Here is a 15,222-nt window from a genome sequence, read left to right on the forward strand (position 1 = left end):
CGAATTCATGTCTATTCTCGTCAATAAAGACACCAAGGTCCTCGTTCAGGGCCTGACCGGCAAGACCGGCACCTTCCACACCGAACAGGCGCTTGCTTACTATGGCACGCAGATGGTCGGCGGTATCCACCCGAAGAAGGGTGGCGAAACCTGGACCGGTTCGAAGGGCGAAAGCCTGCCGATCTTTGCAACGGTCGCCGAAGCCAAGGAGCGGACCGGCGCCGATGCGTCGGTGATCTACGTTCCGCCGGCAGGGGCCGCCGACGCGATCATCGAGGCGATCGAAGCCGAGATCCCGTTCATCACCTGCATTACCGAAGGCATCCCGGTCATGGACATGGTGCGCGTCAAGGCTCGCCTCGACCGCTCCAAGTCGCGGCTGCTTGGGCCGAACTGCCCGGGCATCCTGACGCCGGAAGAATGCAAGATCGGCATCATGCCGGGCTCGATCTTCCGCAAGGGGTCGGTCGGTATCGTCTCGCGCTCCGGCACGCTGACCTATGAGGCCGTGTTCCAGACGTCGAACGAAGGCCTTGGCCAGACGACGGCTGTCGGCATCGGCGGCGATCCGGTCAAGGGCACCGAGTTCATCGACGTGCTGGAATTGTTCCTCGCCGACGAAGCCACGACCTCGATCATCATGATCGGCGAAATCGGCGGCGCGGCGGAAGAGGATGCGGCGCAGTTCCTCAAGGACGAAGCCAAGAAAGGCCGCAGCAAGCCGATGGCCGGCTTCATCGCCGGTCGTACCGCGCCGAAGGGCCGCACGATGGGCCATGCCGGTGCCGTTGTTTCCGGCGGCAAGGGCGATGCCGAATCCAAGATCGAAGCCATGGAATCGGCCGGCATCCGCGTCTCGCCGTCGCCGGCGCGCCTCGGCAAGACACTGGTCGAAGTCCTCAAGGGCTGAGACACCTTGATGTGATCGGGCAGGTGGTTGCAAGCCGCCCGCCCGTCTCCATCTGAAGCAGGGCAACGGCGTCAGCGCCGATGCCCGTCAGGGTCGACCGGCACCGAAGCCGGCAGCGTTAACAAGTCAGGAGGCGGACGGACAGGTCCGCAAAACATCATGGCAAGGCAAGAAGCCAACGAGCAATTTCAGCTGACATCGTTCCTCGACGGAGCGAATGCCGGCTATATCGAGCAGCTTTATGCGCGTTACGAAAGCGATCCGTCGTCGGTCTCCGGCGAATGGCAATCGTTCTTCAAGGCGCTGCAGGATCAGCCTGAAGACGTGATCAGGGCTGCCAAGGGCGCCTCCTGGAAAAAGCCGAACTGGCCGATTGCCGCCAAGGGCGATCTCGTTTCCGCGCTCGACGGCGATTGGGGCACGGTTGAGAAGGTCATCGAAAAGAAGGTGCAGGCCAAGGCCGAGGCGCAGGCCGCCGCGACCGGCGTTGCCGCAGCGCCCGCCGACGTTCACCAGTCGACCCGCGACAGCGTCCGCGCCATCATGCTGATCCGCGCCTACCGCATGCGCGGCCATCTGCATGCCAAGCTCGACCCGCTGGCGATTGCCGCTCCGGTCGACGATTATCACGAGCTGTCGCCGTCGAATTACGGCTTCGGCGCGGAAGACATGGACCGCCCGATCTTCATCGACAACGTGCTCGGTCTCGAATATGCGACCCTGCGTGAGATCGTCGATATTCTCGAGCGGACCTACTGTTCGACGCTCGGTGTCGAGTTCATGCATATTTCCGATCCGGAAATCAAAGGCTGGATCCAGGAGCGCATCGAAGGCCCGGACAAGGGCGTCGATTTCACCCCGGAAGGCAAGAAGGCCATCCTGCAGAAGCTGATCGAGGCCGAGGGTTTCGAGCAGTTCATCGACGTCAAGTACAAGGGCACCAAGCGCTTCGGCCTTGATGGCGGCGAGAGCCTGATCCCGGCGCTGGAGCAGATCATCAAGCGCGGCGGCCAGGAAGGCCTGAAGGAAATCATCCTCGGCATGGCCCATCGCGGCCGTCTGAACGTTTTGACCAACGTCATGGGCAAGCCGCATCGTGCGGTGTTCCACGAGTTCAAGGGCGGCTCGGCCGCTCCGGACGATGTCGAAGGCTCCGGCGACGTGAAGTACCATCTGGGTGCCTCCTCGGACCGCGAGTTCGACGGCAACAAGGTGCATCTGTCGCTGACGGCCAACCCGTCGCATCTGGAAATCGTCAATCCTGTCGTCATGGGCAAGGCCCGCGCCAAGCAGGACCAGATGGCCAAGATCTTCGAAGGCGACGTCATTCCGTTGTCCGAGCGGGCGCAGGTCATGCCGCTCTTGCTGCATGGTGACGCGGCTTTTGCCGGCCAGGGCGTTACGGCTGAAATTCTCGGACTGTCTGGCCTGCGCGGTCACCGCGTTGCCGGCACCGTGCATTTCATCATCAACAACCAGATCGGCTTCACCACCAATCCGGCCTTCTCGCGCTCGTCGCCCTATCCGTCCGACGTCGCCAAGATGATCGAGGCGCCGATCTTCCACGTCAATGGTGACGATCCGGAAGCGGTTGTCTACGCCGCCAAGATCGCCACCGAATTCCGGATGAAGTTCCACAAGCCTGTCGTCGTCGACATGTTCTGCTATCGCCGCTTCGGCCATAACGAAGGCGACGAGCCGTCGTTCACGCAGCCGAAGATGTACAAGGTCATCCGCGCCCACAAGACGGTCGTGCAGATCTATGGCGCTCGGCTGATCGCCGAAGGCCTGATCTCGGAAGGCGATCTGGAAAAGATGCGAGCCGACTGGCGCGCGCGTCTCGAGCAGGAGTTCGAGGCCGGGCAGTCCTACAAGCCGAACAAGGCCGACTGGCTGGATGGCGTCTGGTCCGGTCTTCGGGCCGCCGACAATCAGGACGAGCAGCGTCGCGGCAAGACCTCGGTGCCGATGAAGGTGCTGAAGGATGTCGGCCGCAAGCTGTCGGAAGTGCCGGCCGGCTTCAACGCCCACAAGACCATCCAGCGCTTCATGGATGGCCGCGCCAACATGGTGCAGACCGGCGAAGGGATCGACTGGGCGATGGCCGAAGCGCTGGCGTTCGGCACGCTGGCGGTCGAAGGCACGAAGATCCGCCTGTCGGGCCAGGATTGCGAACGCGGCACCTTCTCGCAGCGTCATACGGTTCTCTACGATCAGGAAACCGAAGACCGCTACATTCCGCTCGCCAACCTGTCGCCGACCCAGGCCCGCTACGAGGTCATCAACTCGATGCTTTCGGAAGAGGCCGTGCTCGGCTTCGAATACGGTTATTCGCTGGCCCGCCCGAATGCGCTGACGCTGTGGGAAGCCCAGTTCGGCGACTTCGCCAACGGTGCGCAGGTCGTGTTCGACCAGTTCATCTCGTCGGGCGAACGCAAGTGGCTGCGCATGTCCGGCCTCGTCTGCCTGCTGCCGCACGGCTATGAAGGCCAGGGTCCGGAACATTCCTCGGCCCGCCTCGAGCGCTGGCTGCAGATGTGCGCCGAAGACAATATGCAGGTCGCCAACGTCACGACGCCGGCGAACTATTTCCACATCCTGCGCCGCCAGGTGAAGCGCGACTTCCGCAAGCCGCTGATCATCATGACGCCGAAGTCGCTGCTGCGCCACAAGCGCGCGGTGTCCTCGCTGTCGGAGATGGCCGGCGAGACCTCGTTCCACCGTCTGCTCTGGGACGATGCCGAGGTCATCAAGGACGGCCCGATCAAGCTGCAGAAGGACGCCAAGATCCGCCGCGTCGTGCTGTGCACCGGCAAGGTCTATTACGACCTGCTGGAAGAGCGCGAAAAGCGCGGGATCGACGATGTCTACCTGCTGCGTGTCGAACAGCTCTATCCGTTCCCGGCCAAGGCGCTGATCAACGAACTGTCGCGCTTCCGCAACGCTGAAATGGTCTGGTGCCAGGAAGAGCCGAAGAACATGGGCGCCTGGTCGTTCATCGACCCCTATCTGGAATGGGTGCTGGCCCATATCGATGCGAAGTATCAGCGCGTGCGCTATACCGGCCGTCCGGCCGCCGCCTCGCCGGCAACGGGCCTGATGTCCAAGCACCTCGCCCAGCTCGCCGCTTTCCTCGAAGACGCCCTCGGAGGCTGAAAACCGGGGGACTGATCAAGTCCCCCGGTTCTTCCACTTATAGAAACAGACACCCGATCAACGGACGATAAAATATCATGGCCACAGAAATCCGCGTTCCTACTCTTGGCGAATCCGTCAGCGAAGCCACCGTCGGTACCTGGTTCAAGAAGGTTGGCGATACCGTCAAAGCCGATGAGCCGATCCTCGAACTCGAAACCGACAAGGTGACGATCGAAGTTCCGGCACCGGCTGCCGGTGTGCTGTCCGAAATCGTTGCCGCCGCCGGCGAAACCGTCGGTCTCGGCGCGCTGCTCGGCAATATCGCAGCCGGTGCCGCAGGTGCCGGTGTGGCTGCACCGGCCGTAGCCGACAAGAAGGTTGCCGAGCCCGCAGCCGCCGCTCCGGCTGCTGCCCCCGCTGCAACGCCGGTTGCCTCCGCCATGCCGGCAGCGCCGGCCGCTGCCAAGATGCTGGCTGAAAACAACCTCTCGGCCGAGCAGGTCGATGGTTCCGGCAAGCGCGGCCAGGTGCTGAAGGGCGATGTCATCGCCGCTGTTACCAAGGGTCTTTCGACGCCTGCGGCTTCCGAGCCGGTCAAGGCCGTGTCGCGTGGTCCGTCGTCGGCCGAGGATGCGCCGCGCGAAGAGCGCGTCAAGATGACCCGCCTGCGCCAGACCATCGCCAAGCGCCTCAAGGATGCCCAGAACACGGCAGCCATGCTGACCACCTACAACGAGGTGGACATGTCGGCTGTCATGGCGCTGCGCACCAAGTACAAGGACATTTTCGAGAAGAAGCACGGCGTCAAGCTCGGCTTCATGGGCTTCTTCACCAAGGCGGTGACGCACGCCCTGAAGGAAATTCCTTCCGTCAACGCCGAGATCGACGGTTCCGACATCATCTACAAGAACTTCTGCCATATCGGCATGGCCGTCGGCACCGACAAGGGTCTCGTCGTTCCCGTCATCCGCGACGCCGACGAGATGTCGATCGCCGAAGTCGAGAAGGATCTCGGCCGTCTTGCCAAGCTTGCCCGCGATGGCGCGCTCTCCATGGCCGACATGCAGGGCGGCACGTTCACGATCACCAATGGCGGCGTCTACGGTTCGCTGATGTCCTCGCCGATCCTCAATGCGCCGCAGTCGGGCATTCTCGGCATGCACAAGATCCAGGACCGCCCGGTCGTCGTCGGCGGCCAGATCGTCATCCGTCCGATGATGTATCTCGCGCTCTCCTACGATCACCGCATCGTCGACGGCAAGGAGGCCGTGACCTTCCTCGTGCGCGTCAAGGAAAGCCTGGAGGATCCGGAGCGTCTCGTTCTCGATCTGTAATTGGATGATCTCATGGCTTGAGGCCCCTCATCCGGCCTGTCGGCCACCTTCTCCCCGCTCGCGGGGAGAAGGACAAGCGGCTGGCTCCGTCGTCCCCTCTCCCCGCGAGCGGGGAGAGGGCTAGGGTGAGGGGCTTTGCAATAAAAGAGCTCAGTCGATCACAAGGGAATCGTCTTTAATGGACGCAGCAGTTCTGGCCGTATCGCCTTTCATCACGCTTCTCGCATGGAGCGTGGTGCTGCTGGCCGTCCATATCGGGCTGCAGAGCATTCCCGCCACGCTGGAGCTGGGATCGGCATGGAATGCCGGCCCGCGCGACGATGGACAAAAGCCGTCCGGCGTCTTTGCCGGACGTGCGGAGCGGGTATTTGCCAATTTCCGTGAAACCTACCCGGCCTTCGTCGGTCTGGCTGTTGCGCTTGCCGTCACGGGGGATTTGAGCGGCTGGGGCCTGGCTGGCGCCTGGTTGTGGCTTGTCTGCCGGATCGTCTATATCCCGCTCTATCTGGCGGGCATTGCCTATGTCCGCTCGCTCGTTTGGGTCGGATCGCTCATCGGCTTGCTCGTGATGACGGCCGTGCTTATCTTCTGACGGATATCGGAACCCGTAAACGACCGGAGACACCGCCGTGCATCCCTATCTGTTCGAACTTGCGTCTTTGATGGCGATCTTTTCCTTCGCCATCGTCTCCCCCGGTGCCGATCTGGCCATGGTCATGCGCCAGTCGATCATGAACGGCCGCCGCTCGGCGATCATCACCTCGTTCGGCGTCGGTACCTCGCTGATGTTCCACGTCACCTACACGATCCTGGGACTGGGGCTGATCATCTCGCAGTCGATCTACCTGTTCAACATCGTCAAATGGTGCGGTGTCGCCTACCTGCTCTATATCGGCATCAAGTCGCTGCGGGCCGGCAAGACGGACATGACGGTTGAGGCCGAGGGCGTCGAAGGCGGCGAAAAGCGCCAGTCCGGGCTGAAGGCCTTCGGCCTCGGCTTTGCCGCCAATGCGCTCAATCCCAAGCCGGTGTTCTTCTTCCTGTCGATCTTCTCGACGGTGGTCAGCGCCCATACGCCGATCGCGGTCAAGTTCGGTTATGGCCTTGTCATGGCAAGTTGCCTGATCCTCTGGTTCGTCGGCGTCAGCCTGTTCATGACGACGCCGAAGATGCGCGCCGCCTTCTCGCGCGCCAGCCAGTGGATCGACCGCGCCAGCGGCCTGGTCTTCATCGCGCTCGGCCTGAAGCTCGCCACCGAAAAGGCGGCCTGAGCATGCGTGTTGCCGTTTCCGCATCGATCCTGAGCGCTTTGCTGGCGGCCACGCCGGCATGGGCGGCGGATTGCCTGCAGGAACAGGCTGTCTACGGCGATGCCGACGGCGCCTACGCGCTGCGCTTCGAGCCGGTGGGCTCGGCCAGTGCGGTCACCAGCAACCATTTCAAGGTCACGGTCGCCAAGACCGATCTGGTGCTCGACGGCATCGTCATGCAGTCGGGCGAACCGGTCCGGCCGAACGGCATGATCATGAACAAGTGCCCGGAAGGCGATGTGACGGGCGCCGATATCGCCGCCTGCACCGTCTGGGAAGGCGTGATCTATGCCATCGGTGCCGACGGCAAGGTTGCTCTTCTGCCGGACGAAGGCGCTGTGGCGGCGACGCAATTGCTGCTGCCGGATCTCGGCCCCGCCATTCGCAATTCGGCGATCTGGGGCAAGGCCACCGTCGCGCCCTGGGATGTCCTGACCTTCAAGGAATGCAATTCATGAGGAACGACGAACAACCCGTTCTGCTGGTGACCGGCGGCAGCCGCGGCATCGGCGCGGCCATCTGCCGGTCGGCGGCCGGGCAGGGCTGGGCGGTTGCCGTCAATTATGCCTCGAACCGGGCGGCTGCCAATGCGGTCGTTGCCGCGATCGAAGCAGCCGGCGGCACGGCCATCGCGGTTGAAGGCGACGTCGGCAGCGAGGCGGGCATCGCCGCGATCTTTGCGGCGGTGGACAAGACTTTCGGCCGCCTCGACGGGCTGGTCAACAATGCCGGCATCGTCGATGCGCCGGCCCGGATCGACGAGATGACGGCGGAGCGGCTGGAGCGCATGCTGCGGATCAATGTCTCTGGCTCGATCCTGTGTGCGGCCGCCGCCGTCCGGCGTATGTCGGTGCGTCACGGCGGCAAGGGCGGTGTCATCGTCAATATTTCCTCGATGGCCGCCGTTCTGGGCTCAGCCGGGCAATATGTCGACTATGCCGCCTCCAAGGGTGCCATCGATACCTTTACCGTCGGGCTGTCGCGCGAGGTTGTTTCGGACGGCATCCGCGTCAACGCGGTGCGGCCGGGCGTCATCGATACGGACATCCATGCCTCGGGCGGTCTGCCGGATCGCGCCCGCGATCTTGCGCCGACCATTCCGATGCAGCGGCCGGGCACCGCGCAAGAGGTCGCCGATGCCGTTCTCTATCTCATTTCCCCTTCGTCGTCCTATGTCACGGGCGCCATTCTCAACGTCAGCGGCGGACGATAGCCGCTCTCAGGAAGGACTTTTTCATGGCTTATGATCTCATCGTTATCGGCAGCGGCCCCGGCGGCTATGTCTGCGCCATCAAGGCAGCCCAACTCGGCCTCAAGGTCGGCGTCATCGAGAAGCGCGCCACCTATGGCGGCACCTGCCTCAACATCGGCTGCATCCCCTCCAAGGCGCTGCTGCATGCGTCGGAAGTCTTCCACCAGACCGGCCACGGCATCGATGCGCTCGGCGTCGAGGTCTCCGCCCCGAAGCTGAACCTTGGAAAGATGCTCGCCCATAAGGACGCGACGGTGAAGTCCAACGTCGACGGCGTCGCCTTCCTGTTCAAGAAGAACAAGATCGATACCTTCCAGGGCACCGGCAAGGTTCTCGGCGAAGGCAAGGTCTCCGTCACCAATGACAAGGGCGAAGAGCAGGTCATCGAGACCAAGAACGTCGTCATCGCCACCGGTTCCGATGTTGCCGGCATTCCGGGTGTCGAGGTCGAGATTGACGAAAAGATCATCATCTCGTCGACCGGCGGTCTTGCGCTGGAAAAGGTTCCCGCCAGCCTGGTCGTCGTCGGTGGCGGCGTCATCGGGCTCGAGCTTGGCTCGGTCTGGTCGCGCCTCGGCGCCAAGGTCACCGTGGTCGAATATCTCGACACCATCCTTGGCGGCATGGACGGCGAAGTTTCCAAGCAGTTCCAGCGCATGCTGGTCAAGCAGGGCATCGATTTCAAGCTCGGCGCCAAGGTGACCGGCGTTGAAAAATCCGGCAAGGGCGCGAAGGTGACCTATGAGCCGGTCAAGGGCGGCGATGCCGCAACGATCGAGGCCGATGTCGTCCTGATCGCCACCGGCCGCAAGCCGTTTACCGATGGCCTTGGCCTGGCCGAAGCCGGCGTTGTTCTGGACAAGCGCGGTCGCGTCGAGATCGACCATCATTTCCTCACCAGCGTTCCCGGCATCTATGCGCTGGGTGACGTCGTGCGCGGGCCGATGCTGGCCCACAAGGCGGAAGACGAGGGCGTCGCCGTCGCGGAGATCATCGCCGGCCAGGCCGGCCATGTGAATTACGATGTCATCCCGAGCGTCGTCTACACCCAGCCGGAAGTCGCCTCCGTCGGCAAGACCGAGGAAGAGCTGAAGGCGGCTGGTATCGCCTACAAGGTCGGCAAGTTCCCATTCACCGCCAACGGCCGGGCGCGGGCGATGCTGCAGACCGACGGCTTCGTCAAGATCCTTGCCGATCAGGCAACCGACCGGGTTCTCGGCGGCCATATCGTCGGCTTCGGCGCCGGCGAGATGATCCACGAGATCACCGTGCTGATGGAATTCGGCGGCTCGTCGGAAGACCTCGGCCGCACCTGCCACGCCCATCCGACCATGTCTGAAGCGGTCAAGGAAGCGGCGCTCGCCACCTTCTTCAAGCCGATCCATATGTAATCGATACCTGCGAGGGGCCGTGACAATCGGCCCCTTTGCGGCTCGTTCCCGTGCGGCCTATTCTGCGGCCACATAGTGGGAGAGCATGCCGATGGCGCCGCGCAATCATCCAGTCCCCGTCACCCTGCCGCATCCGGCGCTCCCCAGCGCCGATTGGGCGGATTGCTACGAGCGTACGGTCGCGGGCAGCGCGCTGACGGCAACGGCCGCCGCGCAGCGGACATTGGGCGATTTTCCGGCCTGGGTCCGCGCTTTGATCTGGCTGCGCAATGCAGCCGTTCGCCCCTTCGGCCTGAAGGCCCCGGGAGATCATCCCGACGGCAATGCGCAGATGATCGGGCTCTTTCCCGTCATCTCCCGGTCGGATCAACAGATCGTCCTCGGCTTCGATGATGCGCATCTCGACTTTCACGTCGTCGTCGATGTCCGCAGCGCCGGGGAAGCCGGCCAGATTGCCGGCGTGACGACGCTGGTTCACCGGAAGATCCTCATGGGAAAGCTCTATATCGCCGTCATCACGCCCTTCCACCGGCTGATCGTCCGGACCATGCTGTCACGGCTTTCGCATCCGTTGGCACAGGCGGACTGAAATCCTTGGCGTGAGGCGTCGTGCATGCGGCTGCGTCCGTTGGTGGTGGCCCATGCTGCCCTCCGGTCCGCCCTTGTAAAACCACGTTTCTGCGCCAGTTTTCCTGGTCGGCGCAACAGGTGCCGATGGCCCAAGGTAGGTATTCGTGGCATCCGATTTCAGTCTATCCAAAATCCCCGATCCGAAGGCATCGACGGTCATCCGGCGGCTCGGCTACGAGGCCGGCCAGAACCTGCGGCTGATCACGGCCGGCGTCGCCATCTTCATCATCCTGCTGCTGGCCGTATCCTTCTGGGTTTCCAAGAAGGGCGGGGAGGCCGATGAGGCCGTGGCGCATACGGTGCGCAACGAACGCCTCATCTCGCTTGTGCAGTCGCAGCTGCAGGAGGCGGAAATCAGCCAGCGCGGCTTTCTGCTGACCGGCGATACCTCCTATCTCGAGCCCTATGACAAGGCGGCAAGCACCATCAGCACAAGCGTCGAAGCGCTCGGTCTCGGCGTATCCGACAATCGCCGGCAGGATGGCAATATCGCGGTACTGCGGTCGTTGAGCACGCAGAAACTGTCGGAGTTGCGCCAGAACATCGAGCGCCGCCGCGCCGGCGACGAGGCGGCGGCCGTGTCGGGCGTGCGCGGCGGGCAGGGCAAGGTCCTGATGGACGGCGTGCGCGACGTTCTCGAACGCATGCGCACCGAAGAGGAAAACCTGATGACGCTACGGGCCAATCAGGCCCGGCGTGCCGGTTTCGTGCTGGAGGTGATGGTGATCGGGCTGGCGCTGCTGACGGCGCTGATGGGGGCGATCGCCGTGCGCGCGACGCTGCGCCGGGCGCGGTCGGCCGAAGCGTCGCGCGATGAGCTGCTGCAGCGCCTCGATCGCAAGCTTCTGGCGATCATGGCGGCCGATATCGTCGGCTACAGCCGGATGATGGAGGGGGACGAGACCCAGACCCTGTCCCGGCTCAAGGACGTACGCGATCGTATCGATCCGATCATCGCCGGCCATGGCGGCAGCATCGTCACCACGGCCGGAGACAGCGTGCTGGTTGCCTTTGCCAGCGCTCTGTCGGCGATCGATTGCGCGGTGGAGATACAAGGGGCGATGGCGGCCGACAATGCCGAGCTGCCGGAAGACGAACATCTGATGTTCCGCATCGGCATCAATGTCGGCGATGTCATCGTTCAGGACGGCGATGTCTTTGGCGACACGGTGAATGTCGCCGCCCGGCTGGAGCCGGTGGCCGAGCCCGGCGGGATCTGCATCTCACGCGCCGTGCGCGATCACATCCGCAAGCAGAGGCATCTGAGCTTCGAGGATCTGGGGTTTTTGCAGGTCAAGAATATCGCCCACCCCGTCAGCGCGTTCCGGGTGCGGTTCGAGCATGGGGCGCGGGTCGTGGAAGCATTGAGCTGACACACAAGATTTTCCGGCCGTTTGACCGGAGATCGAGGAGGCCTACCCCCCTCTGTCGGCGCCGCCGACAGAGGGGGGTAGGCCTCCTCGATCTCGAACATTGAGCAGTCGAGGGATCAGCCGTCTTACTGCAGCGTCCGCTGCTGAAACTGCGGTGGCTGGTCGGCTGGGACATTTGCACCCGCGCCCGGAGACTGGGCGTCGAGCCCGGTGGCGACGACCGAAACGCGGAAAACACCATCGAGGTTCTTGTCGAAGATCGCGCCGACGACGATGTCGGCGTCCTCATAGACTTCCTCGCGGATGCGGGTGGCGGCCTCGTCCACTTCGAACAGCGTCATGTCGGAGCCGCCGGAAATCGAGATCAGCACGCCCTTGGCACCCTTCATCGACACTTCGCTCAAGAGCGGGTTGGCGATCGCCGCTTCGGCAGCGCGCGAGGCGCGGCCGTCGCCATGCGCTTCGCCGGTGCCCATCATGGCGCGGCCCATGCCCTTCATCACCGATTTGACGTCGGCGAAGTCGAGGTTGATCAGGCCTTCCTTGACGATCAGGTCGGTGATGCAGCCGACGCCGGAATAGAGAACCCGGTCGGCGATGACGAAGGCATCGGCAAAGGTGGTCTTGGCATCGGCGATGCGGAAGAGATTCTGGTTGGGAATGACGATGACGGTGTCGGCGGCTTCGCGCAGCCGCTCGATGCCTTCTTCGGCCGATTGCATGCGGCGCTTGCCCTCGAAGCTGAACGGCTTGGTGACGACGGCGACGGTCAGGATACCGGCATTGCGCGCGGCCTGCGCGATCACGGGGGCAGCCCCGGTGCCGGTGCCGCCGCCCATGCCGGCGGTGACGAAGCACATATGGGTGCCGCCGAGATGATCCATGATCTCGTCGATCGATTCCTCCGCCGCCGCGCGGCCGACTTCCGGCAGCGATCCGGCGCCGAGACCTTCGGTTACCTGCGCGCCGAGCTGGATCAGCCGGGTCGCCTTCGACATGGTCAGCGCCTGCGCGTCGGTATTGGCCGCGACGAATTCGGCGCCCTGCAGACCTTCGGTGATCATGTTGTTGATGGCATTGCCGCCGCCGCCGCCGACGCCGATGACGGTGATCTTCGGTCTCATTTCCGAAATCACGGGTTTCTTGATCTCTGTCATCGTCTTCTCCTTGGACGTAATTGCGGCCCCGGCATGTGGAAGCGCGTTCCGGGAGCTGCAATCGAATGCGAAGCGGAGCGGGCGCGAATCAGGCCGCCGCAGGTTAGATTGGCAAAAAGGCAGAGAGACGGCACGGGTGCAAGAGTCACCGAAGAATATAGCGCCCGCCCGCCGTTGGATCGCAGCATTTGGAGCGTCTTGACGAGGTAAGGGATTTTCCTTACGTTGACTTCCAACGAATGGAGGCCGCTATGGCAGCTTTGTTAAGGGAAGTCAGCACGATCACCGTGAAGGGCCAGACGACCGTTCCCAAATCGGTGCGGCAGGCATTGGGCATCGATCTGGGCGGGCGTATCGCCTTTTACGTCGATGACCAACGGCATGTCACCGTCGAACGCGTGGATGACGAAGAGGACGATCCTGTTATCGATGGCTTTCTGGCGTTCCTGGCGCGCGATATGCAGAACCATCCGGGCAGGGCCGTCGGTGAAATTTCGGCGAGCCTGCGGGAACGAATCGGCATGCTGACCACCGGTATGGAGGTGGATACGGATGCGCCGATCGAAGGCGATGTGGCTCTCTAGCCATGGCGGTGGTCAATGGCTGGGCCATCCTTGCGCATCCGCTTTTCCTCGCCCAGCTGGACAAGCTGACGGCTGCGGTCGAGACGTTGAAGCAGAAACGTCCGGATGATTTTCAGGACAGTTCGAACGCCAAGCTTCTGGCCGTTCTTGAAGAACTGGTGTTCCGCAAGATACCGGCGGACCCGACCCTGGCGATCTATCGCCAGGGGACGACGCTGGGGCATGACAGGAAACACTGGTTCCGGGCGAAGTTCGGCAATGGGCGGTTCCGTTTGTTCTTCCGGTATAATTCCAAAGCAAAGATCATCATTTTTGCCTGGGTGAATGATCAGGAGACTTTGCGGACCTATGGCTCAAAAACCGATGCCTATCAGGTTTTCAAAACCATGCTGACCGATGGCAATCCGCCGGATGACTGGGCAGCCCTTCTCCAGGCCGCATCGACGCAGGCTGCGGTCGAGAGCATCGAAAAGGCTTCCGTCAGTCGAGAATAATGGCCGCGAAAGCCATGCCACAAGCACAAAATCATCCCCGCTGATCCCCGCGTTTCCATCCTGTGTCATGATGGCAACGTTCTGTCACGGATACACCGCAAGACGTTTGCGGCGAGGCAGGGCTGGCGCTCCACGCAAAGCCTCGTGGTCTCAATGAAGAGGCTGCGAACGTCAGGCGGACCGGAAGGAGAGCCCCCGGAAACTGGATTCCCCCTGTCCTTCTGGGGCGGGTGTGCCTGTGTGGCACGCATGCCGGGATGAGAAGCGTGATGTACCGGAACCGTGATGCTGAATGCCGGAACCGGAAGCCTATGTCGCGACGATCGTCCCGGGTCAGAGAATCCGCAGTCGGGGTCTGTAGGGAGGAAAGCTCCCGAGAGAACGCCAAACGGGGCGCTGGGAAGCGTCATATAAAATTACTCTATTGAGGCGGTTTCCAGTGCCCCGTCCGATTGAGTGCAGGTTTGAAAACCACGGCGGACACCGCGCGGGGGCATTTCGCCGTTGCTCAGTTTGCGGCCGACATGCTGGTGATGGTAAAGCCGTCCTTGCGCAAAAGCTCGATCACGCCGTCCTTGCCCGGCAGGTGCAGGGCGCCAACGGCCATGAACACGGCGCCGCCGTCGAGGATCGGCTGGGCGCGGGTCGCCATCGTCCTGTTGCGGTCGGTGATGATGCGCTGCTCGAAATCGGCATAGCCGGCATCGCTTTCGGTGGATTTCTCCTCCGAGACGGCCCGCATCATCGGCATGATCAGGCCGGTATCGCCGCTGAGATAGAGTTCGGTGGTCGTTTCCATGACGTCGGCCACGGTGTCGCCGAGCGCCAGCGTTTCGATCAGCGCATTCAGGTGAAACTGCACCGGCAGCGCATCCATGGCCTGCAGCTGCTCGACCATGGTTTCCAGCCCCTTCAGGCTCTTGCCCTGCTTCAGCGCGTCTTCGGCGAGCTTCTTGTCGAGGAAGGAGGCACCGGCCGCCTTGCGGCTCATTTCGCAGGCGGGCAGGGCGACGAAGCTGGCGATCATCCAGGGTTTCATCTTGGCAACCAGCGTCAGTGGAATACCGCGCTCTTTGAGGCCAGCTGCCAGCTTTTCCGTTTCCTCGGGCTTGAGGAAATCCTTGATCGACTTGCCGTCGGCAAACATCGTCAGTCCCGGCTGCATCATGATGGCTGCCGCTGCCTTGCGGTCGTCGACGATCTCGTCGGATTCGACGATCACGGTCTTGGCCGTCTGATAGGCGGCATCGGCACCCTTCGGCATGGCCAGCACGCGCGGATCGGTGACATGCATGGTGCCGAGCAGATAGGAGGGGGCGATGCCCTGCTTCTCGATTTTCCAGAACGTGCCCTTGCCGTTGGGTACGGCGGCGGCTTCCTTTTCCAGTGCCGCGAACCGTGCCGGATCGGAGGTCCGCATCTCGGCGATCAGGTTCTTGCCGCCGCAGGCAACATCTTCGGCGCGGGCCTTCGATACGGAGAAGAGGGTGACGATCAGGCTGAGGGCGAACAGGACGTGCAACGTGGCGATCAGCGCAAGGATATTGTCGCCCAGACGATCGGTGACGGAAAGACGGATCGATCGGATAAGGCGGTTCATGTCGGCATGCTCTCCACGGGCGTTGCCGCAACCATACCGGCGCCGATTT

At 62.9% G+C, this 15,222-nt stretch carries 14 protein-coding genes; 12 read left to right on the forward strand and 2 right to left on the reverse strand.

Annotated elements, in window-relative coordinates:
- The first annotated feature begins 7 nt into the window (after positions 1-7).
- From sucD to ADU59_RS16990, 10 genes are all read left to right on the forward strand, one after another.
- On the forward strand, positions 8-910 hold the full coding sequence (gene sucD / locus ADU59_RS16945; RefSeq protein WP_068955317.1) for a succinate--CoA ligase subunit alpha: 903 nt from the start codon (positions 8-10) through the stop codon (positions 908-910).
- Between the two features lie 159 nt (positions 911-1,069).
- The gene (locus ADU59_RS16950; RefSeq protein ID WP_068955318.1) at positions 1,070-4,066 is read left to right on the forward strand and encodes a 2-oxoglutarate dehydrogenase E1 component; all 2,997 of its coding nucleotides are present in this window, start codon (positions 1,070-1,072) and stop codon (positions 4,064-4,066) included.
- Between the two features lie 77 nt (positions 4,067-4,143).
- Positions 4,144-5,382: a 2-oxoglutarate dehydrogenase complex dihydrolipoyllysine-residue succinyltransferase gene (odhB, locus tag ADU59_RS16955; protein ID WP_068955319.1), complete on the forward strand. Its 1,239-nt coding sequence runs from the start codon at positions 4,144-4,146 to the stop codon at positions 5,380-5,382.
- 178 nt (positions 5,383-5,560) lie between these two features.
- Positions 5,561-5,974 (forward strand): MAPEG family protein, encoded by a 414-nt coding sequence (locus ADU59_RS16960; protein WP_068955320.1) that lies wholly within the window; start codon positions 5,561-5,563, stop codon positions 5,972-5,974.
- A 37-nt stretch (positions 5,975-6,011) separates the two neighbouring features.
- Entirely contained in the window at positions 6,012-6,653 is a 642-nt protein-coding gene (locus tag ADU59_RS16965; RefSeq protein WP_068955321.1) for a LysE family translocator, read from the forward strand.
- Between the two features lie 2 nt (positions 6,654-6,655).
- Positions 6,656-7,150 carry a hypothetical protein gene (locus ADU59_RS16970; RefSeq protein ID WP_068955322.1) on the forward strand — a complete coding sequence of 165 codons (495 nt, stop codon included), beginning with the start codon at positions 6,656-6,658 and terminating at the stop codon, positions 7,148-7,150.
- Positions 7,147-7,905 carry an SDR family oxidoreductase gene (locus ADU59_RS16975; RefSeq protein ID WP_068955323.1) on the forward strand — a complete coding sequence of 253 codons (759 nt, stop codon included), beginning with the start codon at positions 7,147-7,149 and terminating at the stop codon, positions 7,903-7,905. Before ADU59_RS16970 ends, ADU59_RS16975 begins: the two co-directional genes overlap by 4 nt.
- A 23-nt stretch (positions 7,906-7,928) precedes the next feature.
- Positions 7,929-9,335: a dihydrolipoyl dehydrogenase gene (gene lpdA / locus ADU59_RS16980; protein WP_068955324.1), complete on the forward strand. Its 1,407-nt coding sequence runs from the start codon at positions 7,929-7,931 to the stop codon at positions 9,333-9,335.
- 91 nt (positions 9,336-9,426) lie between these two features.
- Positions 9,427-9,924 (forward strand): DUF2867 domain-containing protein, encoded by a 498-nt coding sequence (locus ADU59_RS16985; RefSeq protein ID WP_068955325.1) that lies wholly within the window; start codon positions 9,427-9,429, stop codon positions 9,922-9,924.
- Positions 9,925-10,069: 145 nt separating this feature from the next.
- Complete coding sequence (locus ADU59_RS16990) at positions 10,070-11,338, forward strand: adenylate/guanylate cyclase domain-containing protein (RefSeq protein ID WP_068955326.1); 1,269 nt, start codon at positions 10,070-10,072, stop codon at positions 11,336-11,338.
- Between the two features lie 125 nt (positions 11,339-11,463).
- Here ADU59_RS16990 and ftsZ read toward each other — a convergent pair whose 3' ends face one another.
- Positions 11,464-12,495: a cell division protein FtsZ gene (ftsZ, locus tag ADU59_RS16995; RefSeq protein WP_083198314.1), complete on the reverse strand. Its 1,032-nt coding sequence runs from the start codon at positions 12,493-12,495 to the stop codon at positions 11,464-11,466.
- 251 nt (positions 12,496-12,746) lie between these two features.
- Between ftsZ and ADU59_RS17000 the strand changes: the two genes are divergently transcribed.
- Both ADU59_RS17000 and ADU59_RS17005 read left to right on the forward strand, forming a co-directional pair.
- Positions 12,747-13,079, forward strand: coding sequence for a type II toxin-antitoxin system PrlF family antitoxin (locus ADU59_RS17000; protein ID WP_068955327.1), 333 nt, complete (start codon positions 12,747-12,749; stop codon positions 13,077-13,079).
- A gap of 2 nt (positions 13,080-13,081) precedes the next feature.
- Positions 13,082-13,573, forward strand: a complete 492-nt coding sequence (locus ADU59_RS17005; protein WP_068955328.1) for a type II toxin-antitoxin system YhaV family toxin — start codon at positions 13,082-13,084, stop codon at positions 13,571-13,573.
- 508 nt (positions 13,574-14,081) lie between these two features.
- Here the strand turns inward: ADU59_RS17005 and ADU59_RS17010 are convergent.
- Positions 14,082-15,173, reverse strand: coding sequence for a TraB/GumN family protein (locus ADU59_RS17010; RefSeq protein ID WP_068955329.1), 1,092 nt, complete (start codon positions 15,171-15,173; stop codon positions 14,082-14,084).
- Positions 15,174-15,222 lie beyond the last annotated feature (49 nt).

This window comes from Pararhizobium polonicum (assembly GCF_001687365.1).
Classification (GTDB): domain Bacteria; phylum Pseudomonadota; class Alphaproteobacteria; order Rhizobiales; family Rhizobiaceae; genus Pararhizobium; species Pararhizobium polonicum.